The following is a 17879-nucleotide window of genomic DNA, read 5'->3' on the forward strand; positions in this document are numbered from 1 at the left end:
TGGCGGGATGCGGAATACCGCACCGGCTACGCTCGTTGTCGAGACTGTCAGTCTCGACAAACTGTACAGGACAGGAACAGTAATGAGCGCTTCCACCAGCACCCCGCGCGTCGTCGTGATGGGCGGCAGTTCCGGTATCGGCGAGGCCACCGCCGCGCGGTTCGCGCGGGAGGGCGCCGAGGTCGTCGTCACCGGGCGCAGCCAGGAAAGACTCGATGCGGCGGTGGCCCGGTTGGGTGGTAAGACCAGTGGCTACCGGATGGACGCGACCGATAGCGAGCAGATCGCGGCCTTCTTCGCGCAGTCCGGCCCCATCGACCACCTCGTCGTCGCGGTCAGCGGTTCGGCGGGCAGTGGTCCGTTCGCCGAACTCGACCTCGACCACCTCGCCGAGGGGTTCGACGGGAAGTTCTGGCCGCAGGTGCGAATCGTGAAAGCGGCCCTGCCGCAGCTGGTTCCGAACGGATCGATCACCCTCATCACCGCGGCGTCGGCGCATGCCGCGTTCCCCGGCACGGTCGGCTTGGCCGCGATCAACGGGGCGCTGAACGCGATGGTTCCGCCGTTGGCCGTCGAATTGGCCCCGCTGCGAGTCAACGCGGTGGCGCCCGGTGTGATCGACACCGAGTGGTGGCAGCGGGTGCCCGAGGAGCGGCGGCGCGAGCTGTTCGACGGCCTCGCCGCGACCACACCGGTGGGGCGCGTGGGGGATCCGAAGGAATTGGCCGACGCCGTTCACCTGCTGGCCACCAACGGCTTCATCAGCGGAGTGGTGCTCGACGTCACCGGCGGCGCGAACCTGCCCACCGGCCGGTGATCCGCGCGCGGTCCTCGTTGGGCCGCCCGGCGCGGCGGCTGCCCGGGCGGCGGGGCGGGTTCAGGACCTGCGCCGCCGCACGGGCACGCTCGTCCGGGATCAGGCCGAGGTCGTCGTCGAAATCGTGCTCGGCAATTCGGCTGGAAGGCCGCGATGATCGAGCCAGCGGCCAGCACCGGCCAGGACCCTGCTCGAAGCCGGCCCGGCGATGGCCGTCGCGGTACTACGGATGCGAAATGTGAAAGATGGTGTGGTGCAGGAGGAAGCGGGTTCGCCGGACGAGCTGGTCGGCACGCGCTGACCGGTCGCGACGGATCTCGTCTCGACGGGCGAAAGTTCGCGGCGAGCCGACGGGCCGCGGTGGGGTCAGAGCAGGCCCCACCAGTAGACCAGGCAAGCCAATACGAAGACGACCGCAGTTTCCATGACTCCATCATTACTCGAGATCGGCGTCCGCGTCGTTCCGCCCGGTCTGTCACCCCTCGTCGACAGACCGAGCGGATCGACTCGGTTGCCGCCGGTCGGTGATCCTGCCGCCCCCTCTCGCGGCAGGAGCACCTCCCGGTGTCGACAACGACAATGCCGGGCGGCCCTTGCCGCACCCTTAACGCGCGCTTGTGGATGAAAGTCGCAGGTGGATGAAAGTGGAGCCGGATGATGTGGTGGTGCAGCGCCTGTCGGCCGAACCCATCGGCGCTGGAGCCGCCGGGGCTCAGTCGACGATGACGACGACGAGTCGCCGTTCGGTCTCCTCGATGGCACCCCCGACGCGACCGGTATCGGCGTCCGGGTCGGGCATCGCGGTGGGGCCGCCGAACCAGGTGATCGGGCGGCGCGGATCCAATTTGTCGAGGACCTGGGGCAGCGAGTAATCGATCTGCTCGACGCGAACCACGCAGATGTGGCAATCGGCGAGGACGGCGGCATCGCGGCGGCACTGCCCCGCACCACCGTCGAGAATCAGCGTTCCGGCATCGGCCACCGCGCCCGCGCAGCCGGTGACGACGGCGTCGGTGCGTTCGCGGTCCAGAATCGACAGCTGCGGCTGGTCGTCGAGGACGCGGTGCCCATCCGACAGGGCCCAGCTGGACAGCCATTCGGCGGGCAGGCCGTCGGGCGCCAGCGCCGAGCGGGCGCCGTGCGCGCGCAGGGCGAGTTCGATCGTCGCCGGGATCTCCTCGACCGGCACCCGATGTACTTGCGCGCCATGGAATTTGAGGCGATCGATGAACAGCTCGACGATCTCGGCCTGGTCCTCGGCCGAGGTCACCGGCGCATTGCGCTGATAGTTGCGCGGTACCGGGACCATCCGTTCGTCATCGGGTAACGCCTCGAGGGCATCGCGCACTCGGCGCAGGAATTCCTCCCGCGAGGTCACCGTGAATCTCCCGTTCCATTGCTCCGGCTCCTCCCGCCGGATCGTGCTTCGCGAACCAGGCTACCGTGCGGTAGTAGATCGCGAGCTCAGCCTACGGATTTGCGGCTGCTCCGATGCCCGGCGTCGTGGCCGGGACGCGTAGAGCACCGCGTCGACCGATCGGCGCAGCGGCACCGCCGCACGCGATCTGTCGAGTCGGGGCTCCGCCCATGGGAAGGCAGTGTGGTGATTCGTGGGCGGGCTTGGGCAGGATGTGAAGGCATGGACAACGACGAGTTCTGGGGTTTGATCGAAACGAGTCTGGAGCATTCGGCCGATTGCGACGAACGGACTTCGTACCTGCGTGATCAGCTTGCGACCTTATCGGTGGAAGAGATCGCCCACTTCGACATCCTGTTGTCGGCTGCCTGCGCCGCGTTGGACAGTGCCGAGCTCGTCGAAGTTGCCCAGCAGATCTACCGTGGTGTGGTCGGTGACGATCTCTTCAACGATTTCAAGCTGTGGATCATCGGATCGGGACGGGATACCTTCGCTCGAGTACTCGGCGATCCTGCCCAGGTGACGACGCTTCCGGGCGTCGAGGCGCAGGACGATCCGGATCCGTCCTGGGAAGAACTGGGTTACGTGGCAAGCTACGCATTTCTGCGCAGGCACGGGGTGGACCACGAGGCGGACGATGACCGGCGCGGGAACCTCGATGCGGAATTCGAGGCTTTGGTGAACAACCTGCAGAACGAGGTCGGCCGGCAGTTCGTGAACTGACCCGGGCGCCAGCGGCGACTTTTCTTCAGGCGGCGGTGACCTCGTGGCCGTTCGGCACCCGGTCCGTGTTCACCGTCCCAGGGCGCCTCGTGAAAACGGCCGGTCCCCTGTGGTGGTCAGTGGCACCACAGGGGACCGGCCGAAAGCAGTTACGCCGAGGCGGTGATGAGCTCCGCCGCCTTCTCGCCGATCATGTAGCACGGCGCGTTGGTGTTACCGCCGGTGATGCTCGGCATGATCGAGGCATCCGCCACCCGCAGGCCCTCGATGCCGCGCACCCGCAGCTGCGGGTCGACGACCGCCCGCTCGTCCACGCCCATCCGGCAGGTGCCGACCGGGTGGTAGACCGAGTGGATCCGCATGGGCAGTTCGCGCCGCAGCGCGGTCTCGTCCTTGAACGCGGGGCCGGGGGAGAACTCCTCGGTGATATCGCCGGCGATGGCCTTGTTGGCGGCGGCCTCCCGGATCATGCCGATCGCCTCCACCAGGAAATCCACATCGGCCGGATCCGACAGATAGCCCGGGTCGATCAGCGGCGAGTCGAGCGGGTCGGTCGAGGCCAGCCGCAGCTCGCCGCGGCTCTTGGGGTAGATCAGCGTCGGGAAGACGGTCAGCGCCTCCCGTCGGTCGACCATGTGCAGCTTGTCCTCGTCCTGGTTGGGCGTCGGGTAGCTCCACGGCAGGGTGTGGATCTGCATGTCCGGGATGTCCTTGGCGAACGAGGTCCGCACGAAGCCCACCGACTCGAATACCGTGCGCCCGAACCACGAACTGCCCGGGCGGCGCAGCTCCTTGAGGAAGCCGGCGGCGAAATGCGACGGAATGCCGCGGTGCAGCGCCTTTTTCGAAATGAAGGTCATCGGCACGAACAGGTGATCGTGCAGGTTCTGGCCGACCGGCAGATCGGCGTGCACGTCGATGCCGAGATCGCGCAGGTGCCCGGCCGGGCCGATACCGGACAGCAGCAGGATGTGCGCCGAACCCATCACACCGCCGGAGACCACGACCTCCTTGGCGGCCCGGATGACGCGGCGGCCCTTCTTCTCGATGACCTCGACGCCGGTCGCCCGGCCCTTGTCGATCACCACCCGCGCGACATGGGCTCCGGTCACGACCTTCAGATTCGGATTCGGCCGGTTGGTGATGAAGCCGCGCGACGAGCTGTAGCGCAGCCCGTCCTTCACGCTCTGCTGGAAGATGCTGATGCCCTCTTGGGACTCCCCGTTGTAGTCCTCGATGACGGGGACGCCGAAGGTGTCGGCCGCGGCCTCCATCCATTCCTGCGCGATCGGGGTCAGTTCCTTCTGCCGGGTCACCTCGATCGGGCCACCGGCGCCGCGCAGTTCGCTGGCGCCGCCCTCCCAGTTCTCCAGCCGCTTGTAGGCCGGCAGGACATCCTCGTAGCTCCAGCCTTCGCAGCCCTCGGCCGCCCAGGAGTCGAAGTTGGCCTTGTTGCCGCGGACGAAGAGCATGCCGTTGACCGAGCTCGATCCGCCCAGCACCTTGCCCCGGGTCATCGGCACCCGGCGTTCGGCGGCGTGCTTCTGCGGCACGGAGTACTGCGACCAGGTCACCCGGTGCTTGAGCTGGGGAACGGTGTGGACCGTCGTGATCATGCCGGGGACGCTCACCAGCTTGGTGTTGTCCTTGCGGCCGGCCTCCAGCAGGATGACGCTCGCACCCTGTTCGGCGAGCCGGCTCGCGACGGTGGCACCGGAGCTGCCCGCGCCGATGACGATGTAATCAGCTTCGCTGGTGTCCGCGGTCCGCGGAGAGTCGGTCATGTTCGGTTACCTCATCCTCGAAGTGCTAGCGCATGTCGCGGCGGCGCTCGGCGCGGGAGCGTGCCTTGGATCACTGTAGAACAAGTTCTAATATTGGTGAAGACGCGCGTGCCGGAAAATGATCTCCATGGGCCGGTCCGGCGCTGATTTCCGCCTCCCGACCAGCGTCGTCGGCTGCGTCACATCCTAGAACAGGTTGCAGTTGGACCGCCGCTGCGGCGCGTCGACGGGCGGGTGTGGGGGTCGTCTCCCGCCGGTCCTGGGGCGGGTCCGCAGGCCAGCAGGGCGACTCGCGAGCACCGCGCACCGGCCTATCATTTGCCCGTGACCGATATTCGTGACATTCCCGTACAGACCCTCGCCGGTGAGCCGGCGACGCTGGGTGAACTCGCGGGCGACAAGGCGCTGCTCGTGGTCAACGTGGCCTCGAAATGCGGCCTGACGCCGCAGTACACCGGCCTGGTGGCGTTGCAGCAGGCGTACGGATCGCGCGGCTTCAGCGTGATCGGGGTGCCCTGCAATCAGTTCATGGGTCAGGAACCCGGCACTGCCGAGGAGATTCAGCAGTTCTGCTCCACCACCTACGGCGTGGATTTTCCGCTGCTGGCGAAGACCGATGTGAACGGCCCCGACCGGCATCCGCTGTATCGCGAACTGGTGCAGACCGCCGATGCCGAAGGCGATGCCGGCGATATTCAATGGAATTTCGAGAAGTTCCTCGTCGATCGCGACGGTAAGGTCGTCGGTCGCTTCCGGCCGCGCACCGAACCGCAGGATCCGAGCGTGATCGCCGCCATCGAAGCGGTGCTGCCGTAACGCGGCGGAATCAGTCGCGCAACACCTGCCGTGCGGATTTCTCCAGCCGATCGGCGATTTCTGCGTACGAGGCGTAACCCACGCCGGCGCGTACGAGGGCGCCCGCGTACAGCAATTCCAGGGTTTCCAGCACATCGGGATCGGCGTCCGGGCCGAGCGCGTCCAGCAGGCGCCGCCGGATCTCGGCTCCGATCCGGGTGCGCAGGTGGGCGACGTCGGGATCGGTGCCCAGTAGCGCGCTCGTGACCGCGCCGGCGAGTGCCGGTTCGTCGGCGACGAGCATGGCGATCTGGCGCAGCACCGCGACCACCCGGGTGGTCCGGTCGGAATCGGCGTCGGGCGCCGGCGGCGCGTCGGCCGCGAGCCGCCGCCAGAAGACCTCGGCGACCAGGTGTTCCTTGGAGGAGAAATAGGTGTAGGCGGTGGCCGTACCCACTCCGGCGGCCGCGGCCACCATGCGCACGGTGAGACCGGCGAAACCTTCCCGCGACAGCACTTCCAGCGCGGCCCTGGTCAGCCGGTCGACGGTATCGGCCTGCTTCTCGGTGAGGCGGCGGCGAGTAGCCTCCATATTCACCGGAGTAGGCTCGGTGGAAATGGGATCGGACACGTGTCCGGATGCTACTATGGTGCAGCTTCGTTAGCAACTCGCTTACGCCTCCACGAGTGGATACGGTCGCGAATTGCAAATAATTTGTACCCCGCTCGCAGATATGTGAAGAGATGGGTTCGGAAAGGTGTTCTGCTGATGACTCGTGCCGATTCCGTAATTTCCGCGGCGACCGAGCGATTGTTCGAACTGGCCGAGCAGGCAACCGGATTCATGCCGGTCGACGAGGGTCGAGCACTGTACGAGGCGGCGCGCCGATATGCCGGTGACGGAATTATCGTGGAAATCGGAACCTACTGTGGTAAATCGGCGATTTATCTCGGCGCGGCCGCGCGGGAAACGGGTGCCACGGTTTATACGATCGACCATCACCACGGATCCGAGGAGCATCAGCCCGGCTGGGAATATCACGATACGTCGCTGGTCGATCCGGAAACCGGGCGCTTCGATACCGTCACACAATTCCGGCGGACCATGGTGCGGGCCGAATTGACCGATACCGTGATCGGCGTGGTGGGTCCGTCCGCCACGGTGGCCCGGCACTGGCGCAGTCCGATCCGGCTGCTGTTCATCGACGGCGGTCATACCGAGGCCGCGGCGCAGCGCGACTACGACGGCTGGGCGCACTGGGTGGCCGCCGGTGGCGTACTGGCCATCCACGATGTGTTCCCGGATCCCCGCGACGGCGGTCAGGCGCCGTACCACATCTATCGAAAAGCGTTGGACAGCGGCAACTTCCGGGAAGTGGCAGGGGTCGGTTCGCTGCGTCTGCTGGAACGGCACGCCGGGTGCGGCGGCAAGGGCTGATCGTCGGCCGATCGCTTCGATCCGGGTTCAGCTGCGGGAGCGCACGCAATCGCAGCTGAAGTCGGTCGTGATATCAGCCCCGGGGAGCGGGTCGCGGAAGATGCCGCTGCCCGGGGTGACCCTGGTCAGCGCATCCGCGGCCAATATCATCGCCGCCCCGGTCCAGGTGGTGCGTTCCTCCGGCCAGCGCTTACCGTCCGCGAAAACCAGCCCGGTCCAATAGGACCCGTCCTCTTCCCGCAGATGCTGCATGCTCCCCAGCAGGCGCGCCGCGCGGTCGGTGTCGCCGAGGGTGTCCAGGGCCAGGGCGAGTTCACAGGTTTCGGCGCCGGTCACCCAGGGTCGGTCCGCGACACAGCGGATCCCGATCTCGCCGACGACGAAATCGCCCCAGCGCGAGGCGATCCGGGCCTGCCCCGCCGACCCGCGCAGGGCCCCGCCCAGTACGGGGTAGTACCAGTCCATCGAATATCGGTCCTTCTCGGCGAAGGCTTCCGGATGGTGGCGCAGGGCATGACCGAGTCGCAACGCCGCCACCTCCCACTCCGGCTGGGCGATGCCGAGCAGTTCGGCCAGTGCCAGGGCGCAGCCGATGCTGTGGAACATGCTCGAGCAGCCGGTCAGCAACGCCTCCGGCAGGGCGCCGTGTTCGGTGTTGAGCCAGTAGATTTCGCCGTTTCGCCCCTGCTGCAGCGAGATCACGTAGTCGATCGCGGCGCGGACCGTCGGCCACAGCGAATCGACGAAGGCGCGATCGCCCGTGCAGCGGTAGTAATGCCAGACACCGGTGGCGATATAGGCGCAGAAGTTGGTGTCGGCGTCGGCGTTCTCCACCACGTCGCCGCGGAACTGGGCGGGCCAGGACCCGTCCGCCCGCTGGGTGTCGGCCGACCAGTAGTAGGCGGCGCGGGCGGCGTCGCGCAGCCCGGCCACGGTCAACGCCATGGCCGATTCGACATGGTCCCACGGATCGGTGTGCCCGCCCTGGAACCACGGGATGGCGCCGTCGCTGTGCTGTTGTCCGGCAATGGATTCCGCGGTGGCCAGGCATTGCCGGGCGGTCAGTACACCGGGAACCGAGGGCAGCTCAGCGGCGCGCACCGGAGACCGCCGGCTTGGTGAAGTACAGGGCGACGCTCTTGCCGATCACCGGGTCCAACGCCGATTCGGCCGCGCGGGTCAGCCAGGGCCGTTTCATCATGTCCCACACCAGCATTCGGTGGTACAGGCGCACCGGCGCAGCATCCGGCTTCTCGACGCCGATCAGACACTTCAGCCACCAGTACGGTGCGTGCAGCGCGTGCGCGTGTTCGCTGTGGATGAATCGCATACCCCGCGCGGTGATCTTGGCCCGCAACTCGTCGGCCTTGTAGATGCGCACGTGGCCGCCCTCGTTGGCGTGGTACTCGTCGGAGAGCAGCCAGCAGATCCGCTCGGGCAGCCACCGCGGCACCGTGACCGCCAGGGCCCCACCGGGTTTGAGAATGCGCACCAATTCGGCGATGGCGCCCTCGTCGGCCGGGATGTGCTCGAGGATTTCCGAGGCGATGACCACGTCGAACTCACCGTCCTCGAACGGCATGGCCAGGGCGTCGCCCTGCACCGTCTCGGCCCGCGCGTACTCCGGCGCCTCACCGGCCTCGACCAGGGCGCCGAACATGATCTTCACGTCGGCGAGGTCGTCGGCGTTCTGATCGAAGGCGACGATATCGGCACCGCGCCGGTAGGCCTCGAACGAATGCCGGCCCTGGCCGCACCCCACATCGATCACCCGCGCGCCCGGCCCGATTCCCAATCGGTCGAAATCGACGGTCAGCATACGTTCGCCTCCTGTGTTTCCGGGGTGAGGTCGGCGCCCTGACGACGGGCGATCGCGCGTTCGTAGACCGAAACCGTCTGGGCGGCAACGGCTTCCCAGCTGAAGACGGTGAGCGCCCGGTGCCGCCCGGCCGCGCCCAGTTCGTCGATGCGACGGGGTGAGTCGAGCAGGCGGCCGAGGACGGCGGTCAATTCGTCGACATTGCCGGGCTCGACCAGTTCGGCACAGTCACCGGCCACCTCGGGCAGGGCGCCGGCCCGGCTGGCGACCAACGCCGTACCGCTGGCCAGCGCCTCGACGGCGGGCAGCGAAAAGCCTTCGTACATCGAGGGAATGCACGATATCCGCGCCGAGGCGAGCAATTCGGCCAGCGCCTCGTCGGACAGTCCGCTGGAGACGGTGACGATATCGGAGATACCCAGTTCCGCGATCAGCTTCTCGGTCGGGCCGTTGGGTTCGAGCCTGGCCACCAGTTGCAGTTCGACCTCGTGCGTGAGCCGCAACCGGGCCAATGCCTGCAACAGATGCGAAATCCCCTTGAGCGGTTTGTCGGCACTGGCCACCGCCACGATCCGGCCGGGCACCCGGCGTTCGCGCGGGCGGAACAGATCGGTGTCGACGCCCAGCGGGACCACCCGCAGCTGGGCGGCGTCCACGCCGAAATCGTCGGCGATATCGGTGGCCGAGGTGGACGAGACCGTGATCAGGTCCGGAATCAGCCGCGCCACCCGCTGCTGCATCCCCAGGAAGCCGTACCAGCGGTGCACGAACGCCTTGCGCCGCCAGGGCGCCGCGGCGAGATCGACGGCGCGATCGCGGGTGATCGGGTGATGGATGGTGGCCACCAGCGGCAACCGCCGCGCGATGTCGAGCAGCCCGGAACCGAGGCACTGATTGTCGTGCACCACGTCGAAATCCGCCGTCCGCGAGCGCAGCAACCGGGCGGCCCGCAGGCTGAACGTCCGCGGCTCCGGGAAGCCGGCGGTCCACATGGTGCCCAGTTCGAGCAGATCGATGCGATCGCGAATCTCGCTCGGCCGGGGGGTGCGGAAGGGGTCGGAATCGCGATACAGATCCAGGCTCGGCACCTCGGTCAGCCGCACCCGGGGATCGAGCAGTTCGGGATACGGCTGGCCGGAGAACACCTCGACCTCATGGCCGAGTTCGGCCAGGCCGTGACTCAGTTTCCGGACATACACCCCCTGCCCGCCACAGTGGGTCTTGCTGCGGTAGGACAGCAGGGCAATACGCACGTCTTCGGCTCACTTCCTGTTCAGGCGCCCGTCGGACGTTCGGGCGCGTGCGCGCTGATGCTCGAGCGCTTGCGCACCGATCGTCAAGCGCTTTCCCGCAGCGGCGCCAGCTTGCCCGCCAGGCGGTCCAGATAGGCCAGCACTTCGGCTTCGGACTTGTCCGGCAGTCCGTACAGTACGTCGGTCACACCGGCGTCGCGCCATTCGGCGAGCCGCTGCGTGTCGGGCTTGCCGTCGAGGGCGACCACGCGCGGAGTGTCCGCGCGTCCGGCCTCCTGCCACACCTTGGTCAGCAGCCGCAGCCGTTCCAGCAGGGTGTGGGTCTCGTAGGGGGTGGTGATCCAGCCGTCGGCCGACCGCGCGATCCAGCGGAATCCCTGCTCGGTGCCCGCGGTGCCGATCAGCACCGGAATCTTCGCCTGCACCGGTTTCGGCCATGCCCAGCTGGGGCCGAATCGGACGAACTCGCCGTCGTAGGCGGCCTCCTCCTCGGTCCACAGCGCCCGCATGGCCTCCAGGTATTCGCGCAGTACCGTGCGGCGCTTGTTACCCGGAACCCCGTGGTCGGCGAGTTCGTCGGTATTCCAGCCGAAGCCGGCGCCCAGGCTGACCCGGCCGCCGGACAGGTGGTCCAGGGTGGCGATGGTCTTCGCCAGCGTGATCGGGTCGTGTTCGGTGGGAAGGGCCACCGCCGTCGACAATTCGATGCGCTGGGTGACGGCGGCCGCGGTGGCGAGTGCGACCCACGGGTCGAGGGTGCGCATGTACCGATCGTCGGGCAGGCTCTCGTCGCCGGTCAGCGGATGGGCCGCCTCGCGTTTGACCGGAATGTGGGTGTGCTCGGGCACGAAGAACGACTCGAAGCCGCGCTCCTCGGCGGCCGCGGCCGCGACCGCGGGCCGGATGCCGCGGTCGCTGGTGAACAGGACGATGCCGAAACGCATGGGGTTCCTTTCGAAGTCGTGCGGGACACCCGCACCCGGTCGCACCGAGATCAGCTCGATGCCGGACCGTCGTTGGCCGCGGCGCGCCCCGCGCGGCGACCGTAGAAGCTGCCGTCGCCGAGCGAGGTGCCGCTGGCGTAACCCCCCGCGCACACGCCGGAGGTGCAGCGCCCGGCCGCGTACAGGCCGGGAATGGGATCGCCGCTCACATGCAGCACCCGCGAATCGAGATCGGTGCGCAGGCCGCCGAGGGTGAATCCGGCGGTGAACCCCCGCATGTCGAAACCGGCCAGCGGCGTGCCGATCGGTTTGACCCACTCCGGCTTCTTGCCCAGCAGCGGATCGACCCCGGCCGCGGCGTGCCGGTTGTAGACCTCGATCGTGGCCTGCAGGGCCCCGGCGGGCAGACCCATCTCCTCTTCCAGCTCCTCGACCGTTTCGGCGGCCCAGGTCGGTGGCTGGCGGAAGTACGGGGAGCTGGTCTCGGTCTTCAGCGCCTCTTCCAGCGCCTCTTCGTCGATGATCAGATAGGCCTGATTGTCCTGCTGGATCAGGGTGGCCTGGCCGATGCGGCCGGGATAGGTGTCCTCTGCGATATAGCGTTGCCCCCGGCCGTTGACCAGAATCCCGCGCACCATGGTCTGCGGGTCGCCGAAGAAGGCGACCTCGGTGGCATCCATATGGGCCAGCTCGGCGCCGAGGGCCTGCGCCACCCGGATACCGATACCGTCGTGCTCCTCGATCGCGGCGGCCGGGCGGCCGATCAGGCGCGGGGCGTACCCCTCGATCATCCGCTTCTCGTAGGCGAAACTGCCGGTGGCCAGCACCACGCCGCGCCGGGCCCGGACGTTGAGCAGGGTGCCGTAACGCTTGGCGACCACGCCCACCACGCGGTTGTCGTCGTCGATGATCAGGCGCTGGATGCGGATATCGTATTCCGCACGGACACCGAGCTTTTCGGCCGTATCGGTGAGCGGCTTCATCAGCATGTAGCCGCCGCCCTGTTCGCCGGTGCGCTTGTTCTGCATCTGTGGCAGGTGTCCGCGCGGCGCCGGCGTGGCGATCGCGTTGAAGGGCGCGGCGTTCTCGCCACCGGAGTACATCAGGCCCTCGTCGTGCGGCGGCTCCCAGCCCGGTTCCCCCCAGAACTCCTCCTTGAACGGAACGCCCTGGGCCACAAGCCAGTTGAAGTGTTCGACACTGCCCTGGCAGTAGTCGTGGATCTTGGCCTCGTCCACCCCGGGCCCGAGCGCGGCCAGCATGAACTTCTCCATGTTCTCCGGGGTGTCCTCGAAACCGAGGGCCTTCTGCAGCGGGGTGCCGCCACCGAGATAGATGAATCCACCCGACAGCGAGGCGGCGCCACCCCAGCCGCCGGTGCGCTCGAGGACCAGCACATCGGCGCCGGCCTGCGCGGCCTCGATCGCGGCCGCGACACCGGCGATGCCGTAGCCGGCGATCACCACGTCGGCTTCGTAGTCCCACTCGGTGATGTCGGCGGCGCGTTGTGGTCGCACACCCAGGGTGTCGGACATGGTTTGTTCGTTCCTCACTTCTCGGCGGTCTTCGGCGCGGCGCTGTCGGTCTTCGGCGTGCCGCTGTCGGTCCTCGCCGCGGCGGCCGCCTTCTTCTCGGCGGCGACGACCTTGCCGACGACGCTGTCGAATTTCGTCCCGGCCGCCCAGCCCGTGTAGTGGCACAGGAAGATCGCGATCTCGCGCAGCTGTTCCTCGGTCAGTTCCCCGTTGCGCAGGGCCGCGCTCACCTGGATCTCGCTCACGTCGTGCAGCCCCTGCGCGGTGAGCGCACCGAGCAGCAGCAGGCGGCGATCCCGCACGGACAATTCCGGGCGGCTCCAGATATCGGCGAACAGGTGGTCGACGGTGACCGCGAAATGGGCGCCGGGCCCGTCGGCGACCTCCCAGCCGTAGACCTCGCTCATCTTTGCCAGGCCGCGGGCGCGTCGCTGCTCTGGCGACAGGCAGTCGGTTTCAGCGCTCATTGCTCTCCTTGCCGAGTGTCGGTGGCGGTCTGTGCGGCGCGGGAGATGTCGCCGGGCCCGACGCCGAGCCCGTCGCCGAGACCCGCCAACGCCATCCGCGCGAACGGTAGTTCGACGCCGAGCCGCTCGCCGAGGGCCAGTGCCAGGGACAGATCCTTCTCGCCGAGGTCGCGGGTGTGGGTGAAGATCGGATGCCAGAAATCCTCGGCCGCGACCGGGGCGGTGGTGTCGCGCAACATGATCGCGCCCGCGCCACCGGTGATCGCATCGGAGTGCCGCACCACCTTGCCGAGGTCGGCGATGTTCAGCCCGGCCGCCTCGGCCAGCCGCTGCGCCTCGGCGGTGGCGGTGAACGAGACGAAGTGCAGCAGGTTGCGGGCAAGTTTCATGCGGGTACCGGCCCCGACCTCCCCGGCGTGGACGACCAGTTCGGCCCAGTACCCGAACGGTTCGCGCACCTTCTCGAAGGCGGCGGCGCTGCCACCGACCATCACCGCGAGCGCACCCTTCTTCGCGCCCGCGCCACCCCCGCTGACCGGGGCATCGACGAAATCGACGCCGCGATCGGCGCAGACGGTCGCGAGTTCGACCGCGGTCCGATCGCTGATGGTCGAATGCACGGCGATCACCGTGCCCGGCCGTGCGGTGGTGAGCAGTCCGTCGGTGCCGGTGACGACCGCTCGCACCTGCGCGTCGTCGAGTACGACCACCGAGATCACGCCGGCCCGCTCGGCGACCTCGGCCGCGGATTTCGCCGGGTGGGCGCCGCCGTCGACGAACGGCTGCATCGCCTCGGTTCGGGTGTCGCAGACGATCAGGCCACCGGGGCGGCTCAGCAGCCGCTCGGCCATCGGCGCACCCATATTGCCCAGGCCGATGAAGCCCGCAGCCTCGGTGCTGTCGTTCGTGGACCCGCTCATGGGCGCCTTTCGGAGCTGTCTGGACACGTGTACGGAACTATAGGTTCGCCCCGGATCCCGGCGCAAGAACTTGTTTCAATTCTGTCGCTCGCGGTGGGTTCGCTCCACCGCTGCCCACCATGGCATCGACGGTGCGGGACGGCGTGGGTGGGGCCGGTCTTCCGGTGGCAAAAATCGTCGATCCGTTGTCGCGTCCGGCTTGCGGTGGTACGGTCCAGACACATGTCCAGCAATGTGTCTTCCGCGGCTGTCCGCGAGGGATATTCCGGCCTGAACTCGTTCTCGAAAACGGGCTGACGGACCACCGACTCCCGCGATCGCCCGGATGCGGCGGTTGCCCGACTCAGGCCGCCGGTGACGGCCGGTGACACCGAATGTGAAGGATGCTGCGATGTCCGGATTTCCCCGCGACGAACTCGACGAGATGGTCCGCCGGTGGGTGGTGGAGAACGAGCGCTGCGAGCAGGCCGGCGATTGGCGGCCGCTGGCCGACATGTACACCGAGGACGCCACCTACGGTTGGAACTACGGCCCGACCCAGGAGTTCATGGCCGTCGGGCGCGACGAGATCCGCGAGCTGGCGCTCGGGCAGGAGATGGACGGGCTCGAGGGCTGGACCTATCCGTATCAGGAATTCGTCGTCGACGATCGCAGCGGCACCGTCATCGGCCTGTGGAAGCAGGTCAACGAGAACACCCGCCCGGACGGGCGGCACTACAGTCCGGAGGGTATCGGCGGCAGTTGGTTCCGCTACGGCGGAAACTTCCAATGGTCCTGGCAGCGTGACTTTTTCGACTTCGGCAACGTCTCCGCGCTGTTCGTGGAGATGATCACCGCGAATGCGCTGTCGGAGGGGATGCGCAAGCGGATCGAGCGGTCGGCAGCCGGACCACTACCGGGGTGGTACAAGATCGGCGAGTCGCCGGTCCCGCTGTGGTGAGCTCGATGAACGCGAGTCGTTTCGCCGACCTGAGCCGGGACCAACTGGCGCTGCTGGTCCCGGAACTGCTGTTGTGCGGACATCTCATCGACCGCTCGGGTATGGCGCATTCGATCGGCGCGTTCGGCCGCGACGGCATGGCGGCGGTGGCCATCGAGGAGTGGCAGCTCGCCAGCCCGATCTACACCCGCCGGATGCGGGCGGCGCTCGCGATTCCGGGCGACGGGGTGGTCACGATATTCAAAGGGCTGCAACTGGATATCGGCGCCCCACCGCAGTTCATGGACTTCCGATTCCGGGTCGACGACGACCGCAACGGCGAGTTCTGGCTGGACCACTGCGGTGCGCTCGCCGATGTCGAGCCGATGGGTGAGGACTACGTGGTGGCCATGTGCCACACCATCGAGGACCCCACCTTCGACGCGACGGCCCTGGCCACCAATCCGCACGCCCAGGTGCGGCCGATCCACCGGCCGCCGCGACACCCCGCCGATCGGGTGCCGGTGTGCGCGTGGATGGTTCGGATCGATCCCGGTAACGAACCGCCGGCCGTGCCGGCCAACGCCGAGCGGATGTCGCGCTTCGCGGCGGCGCACCTCGAACTGGCGCCGATCGAGCCGGGCGGGCCGGGCCGGTCCGACTACGCCGGTCCGCTGCTGAGCGATATCGACTTCGCCGAGTTCTCCCATTCGGCACTGGTGCGGATCGCCGACGAGGTATGTCTGCAGCACCATCTGCTGAACCTCGGCTTCCTGATCGCGGTGGGCGATCGTGCGGACGCGCAGACCGCCGCCGCGATCGCGCGCAAACAGTTCACCGGTATCGCCGGGCTCACCTCCGAACGCCTGCGTGCGGTCCTCGGGCTCGGCACCGGCTTCGAGGATCTGGCCCGCGTTCTGCGAGTGCACCCGGCCTGGAACCCGCTGCCGTATGTGGACATGCGGGTCGACGCCTATCACGATTCCGCGGTGCTGCGCATCGCCCGGGACAGCCCCGGCGTGCGCGACGGCGGCTGGCCGGCCGCGATCGACGCCGATCATCTGGAGCCGCTGGCCGCCATGGTGCGCGGGGTGAATCCGAGATTCGACGTCCACGCTCGCGCGGGCGGCGACGACGAACTGGTCGTCGAGATCACCGCGGCCGCAACCGCATTCCCGGAATCGCCGGAGGTGGCGATCACCCGGTTCAGCACCGGGGCGGACTTCCGTTTCTCGCCCCGCCAGTCGCTGCCGCTGACCGTCGTCTGACGACCGGCACGAATCCGCAATCGACGAGAGATCTCAGATATGCCGAACAATTTCGCCGACCTGTTCGAGCACGCCGTGGATGCCATGCCGGATCGGGTGGCGTTGATCCAGGGTGAGCGGCAGGTGAGCTATCGGGAGTTGGAGAACCGCGCCAACCAGCTCGCCCACCACTTCGCCGCCGTGGGGCTGGGGGAGGGCAGCCACATCGGCTTCCAGATGCACAACAGCATCGAGACGATGGAAACGCTGATCGCGGCGTTCAAGCTGCGGGCGGTGCCGATCAATATCAACTACCGCTACGGCGCCGAGGAACTGCGCTACGTCTACGACAACGCCGATCTCGAGGCGGTCGTGCACCACCGGTGCTACGCGCAGGTCGTCGACCAGGTGCGACCCCAGGTCACCACGCTGCGGCACGCCTTCGTCGTCGACGACGACCAGGGTGGCGCCGGCCTGCCCAGCGAGTCGGCCCCGTATGCGGAAGCCTTCGAGAACACCTCCGCCGCACGGGATTTCGGTGAGCGCAGCGCCGACGATCTGTTCATGATGTACACCGGCGGCACCACCGGCATGCCCAAGGGCGTGATGTGGCGCCAGGAGGACATGTGGCGGGTGCTGGGCGGCGGCATCGACTTCTACACCAACGTGCCCGTCGCCGACGAATTCGAACAGTCCCGGGTCGGGGCGCAGAACGACCCGCTGCGCTGGCTGATCCTGCCGCCGCTGATCCACGCCGCGGCGTTGATGCCCACCTTCACCGCGCTGTGGTCGGGTAACACCGTCATTTACGAGCCGCGATTCGACGCCGACCGGGTGTGGCAGGTGGTGGCCGCGCGGCGCGCGAATATCGTGGTGATCACCGGCGATGCGATGGCCCGGCCGCTGTTGAACTCCTACCGGCGCTCGCCGGTCGACACCTCGTCGATGGTCGCGCTGGCCTCCGGAGCGGCACTGCTGTCGCAGCCGGTGAAGAACGAGATGCTGGAGTTGTTCCCGCACGCGGTGATCACCGATTCGATCGGCTCCTCCGAAACCGGCTTCGGCGGTATCGGCGTCGCGCAGAAGGACGACGATCCCGGTCGCGGCCCCCGGGTGCAGACCGGCCGCGGGGCCGTGGTGGTGGGCGAGGACGGCCGGGAAGTGCCGCCGGGTGAAGAGGGTTGGCTGGCCAAGACCGGGTCGGTCCCGCTGGGCTACTACAAGGATCAGGCCAAGTCGGACAAGCTGTTTCGCACCGTCGACGGCGTGCGGATGGTCATCACCGACGACCGGGCCCGGGTGGAGGCCGACGGCACGATCACCCTGCTCGGCCGCGGCAATATGGTGATCAACACCGGCGGCGAGAAGGTGTTCGTCGAAGAGGTCGAGGCCGTGGTCAAGGCCCATGACGACGTGTACGACGTGGTCGTGATCGGTGTGCCGCACGAGCGCTGGGGGCATCAGGTCGCGGCGGTGCTGTCGGTGGCCGGGGACGGTCCGCTCGATTTCGCCGACCTCGAATCCCATGTGCGCAAACATCTCGCCGGATACAAACTGCCGCGCAGAATCTGGGTGGTCGAGGCGGTCGGCCGTACCCCCAGCGGGAAACCCGACTACCGCTGGGCCAAGTCCCATGCGCAATCACATCCGCCCGCCTACACGGTCGGCTCCTGAACCCGCCGTCTGCTCGCCGGACGTCGCATCCGCGGCGTTCGGCTCTGGCGTGTCCGGGGGATCCCGCTGAGTGAGATTTCGGGCTCGATCGGGCCTGTGCAATCAAATTGGAACGTGTTCTACTTGG

At 67.9% G+C, this 17879-nt stretch carries 17 protein-coding genes; 7 read left to right on the plus strand and 10 right to left on the minus strand.

Translation table 11 applies throughout. From position 1 onward, the window contains the following. Positions 1-82 precede the first annotated feature (82 nt). The gene (locus ON37_RS01445) at positions 83-817 is read left to right on the plus strand and encodes an SDR family oxidoreductase (protein ID WP_040715571.1); all 735 of its coding nucleotides are present in this window, start codon (positions 83-85) and stop codon (positions 815-817) included. A gap of 712 nt (positions 818-1529) precedes the next feature. Here the strand turns inward: ON37_RS01445 and ON37_RS01450 are convergent. Beyond that, the gene (locus ON37_RS01450) at positions 1530-2195 is read right to left on the minus strand and encodes a LutC/YkgG family protein (RefSeq protein WP_040715574.1); all 666 of its coding nucleotides are present in this window, start codon (positions 2193-2195) and stop codon (positions 1530-1532) included. A 261-nt stretch (positions 2196-2456) separates the two neighbouring features. Here ON37_RS01450 and ON37_RS01455 point away from each other — a divergent pair, with 261 nt between their 5' ends. Beyond that, the gene (locus ON37_RS01455) at positions 2457-2957 is read left to right on the plus strand and encodes a DUF4240 domain-containing protein (RefSeq protein WP_040715575.1); all 501 of its coding nucleotides are present in this window, start codon (positions 2457-2459) and stop codon (positions 2955-2957) included. A gap of 149 nt (positions 2958-3106) precedes the next feature. Here ON37_RS01455 and ON37_RS01460 read toward each other — a convergent pair whose 3' ends face one another. Then, entirely contained in the window at positions 3107-4741 is a 1635-nt protein-coding gene (locus ON37_RS01460) for a GMC family oxidoreductase (RefSeq protein WP_040715577.1), read from the minus strand. 324 nt (positions 4742-5065) lie between these two features. On the opposite strand from ON37_RS01460, the gene ON37_RS01465 reads away from it, so the two are divergent. After that, on the plus strand, positions 5066-5557 hold the full coding sequence (locus ON37_RS01465) for a glutathione peroxidase (protein WP_083892634.1): 492 nt from the start codon (positions 5066-5068) through the stop codon (positions 5555-5557). Between the two features lie 10 nt (positions 5558-5567). On the opposite strand, the gene ON37_RS01470 is transcribed toward ON37_RS01465, so the two are convergent. Beyond that, positions 5568-6134 (minus strand): TetR/AcrR family transcriptional regulator, encoded by a 567-nt coding sequence (locus ON37_RS01470; protein ID WP_174362054.1) that lies wholly within the window; start codon positions 6132-6134, stop codon positions 5568-5570. Between the two features lie 171 nt (positions 6135-6305). Here ON37_RS01470 and ON37_RS01475 point away from each other — a divergent pair, with 171 nt between their 5' ends. Next, the gene (locus ON37_RS01475) at positions 6306-6974 is read left to right on the plus strand and encodes a class I SAM-dependent methyltransferase (RefSeq protein WP_040715581.1); all 669 of its coding nucleotides are present in this window, start codon (positions 6306-6308) and stop codon (positions 6972-6974) included. 27 nt (positions 6975-7001) lie between these two features. Here the strand turns inward: ON37_RS01475 and ON37_RS01480 are convergent, their stop codons facing one another. The 7 genes from ON37_RS01480 to ON37_RS01510 all read right to left on the minus strand — a co-directional run bounded on the left by ON37_RS01480 (position 7002) and on the right by ON37_RS01510 (position 13912). After that, positions 7002-8075: a glucosidase family protein gene (locus tag ON37_RS01480; protein ID WP_040715582.1), complete on the minus strand. Its 1074-nt coding sequence runs from the start codon at positions 8073-8075 to the stop codon at positions 7002-7004. Continuing rightward, positions 8062-8793 (minus strand): class I SAM-dependent methyltransferase, encoded by a 732-nt coding sequence (locus tag ON37_RS01485; RefSeq protein WP_040715584.1) that lies wholly within the window; start codon positions 8791-8793, stop codon positions 8062-8064. Before ON37_RS01485 ends, ON37_RS01480 begins: the two co-directional genes overlap by 14 nt. Next, positions 8787-10046: a glycosyltransferase family 4 protein gene (locus ON37_RS01490; RefSeq protein ID WP_040715585.1), complete on the minus strand. Its 1260-nt coding sequence runs from the start codon at positions 10044-10046 to the stop codon at positions 8787-8789. Before ON37_RS01490 ends, ON37_RS01485 begins: the two co-directional genes overlap by 7 nt. Before the next feature lie 83 nt (positions 10047-10129). Further along, a complete protein-coding gene (locus ON37_RS01495; protein WP_040715586.1) occupies positions 10130-10990 on the minus strand; it encodes an LLM class F420-dependent oxidoreductase in 861 nt (286 codons plus the stop codon). A gap of 50 nt (positions 10991-11040) precedes the next feature. Beyond that, positions 11041-12525 (minus strand): FAD-dependent oxidoreductase, encoded by a 1485-nt coding sequence (locus ON37_RS01500; protein WP_040715589.1) that lies wholly within the window; start codon positions 12523-12525, stop codon positions 11041-11043. 14 nt (positions 12526-12539) lie between these two features. Further along, positions 12540-12992, minus strand: a complete 453-nt coding sequence (locus ON37_RS01505; protein WP_051031032.1) for a carboxymuconolactone decarboxylase family protein — start codon at positions 12990-12992, stop codon at positions 12540-12542. Further along, positions 12989-13912, minus strand: a complete 924-nt coding sequence (locus ON37_RS01510) for an NAD(P)-dependent oxidoreductase (protein WP_040715593.1) — start codon at positions 13910-13912, stop codon at positions 12989-12991. The genes ON37_RS01505 and ON37_RS01510 overlap by 4 nt, the downstream gene beginning before the upstream one ends. 391 nt (positions 13913-14303) lie before the next feature. On the opposite strand from ON37_RS01510, the gene ON37_RS01515 reads away from it, so the two are divergent. Genes ON37_RS01515 through ON37_RS01525 form a run of 3 tightly spaced genes read left to right on the plus strand, consistent with a single transcriptional unit; the run spans position 14304 to position 17752 of the window. Continuing rightward, on the plus strand, positions 14304-14852 hold the full coding sequence (locus tag ON37_RS01515) for a nuclear transport factor 2-like protein (RefSeq protein WP_040715596.1): 549 nt from the start codon (positions 14304-14306) through the stop codon (positions 14850-14852). Positions 14853-14857: 5 nt separating this feature from the next. Beyond that, the gene (locus tag ON37_RS01520) at positions 14858-16099 is read left to right on the plus strand and encodes a hypothetical protein (protein ID WP_040715725.1); all 1242 of its coding nucleotides are present in this window, start codon (positions 14858-14860) and stop codon (positions 16097-16099) included. A 39-nt stretch (positions 16100-16138) separates the two neighbouring features. Continuing rightward, positions 16139-17752, plus strand: a complete 1614-nt coding sequence (locus ON37_RS01525) for an acyl-CoA synthetase (protein ID WP_040715599.1) — start codon at positions 16139-16141, stop codon at positions 17750-17752. Positions 17753-17879: the final 127 nt, after the last annotated feature.

The organism is Nocardia veterana NBRC 100344 (genome assembly GCF_000308855.1).
Taxonomy (GTDB): Bacteria; Actinomycetota; Actinomycetes; order Mycobacteriales; family Mycobacteriaceae; genus Nocardia; species Nocardia veterana.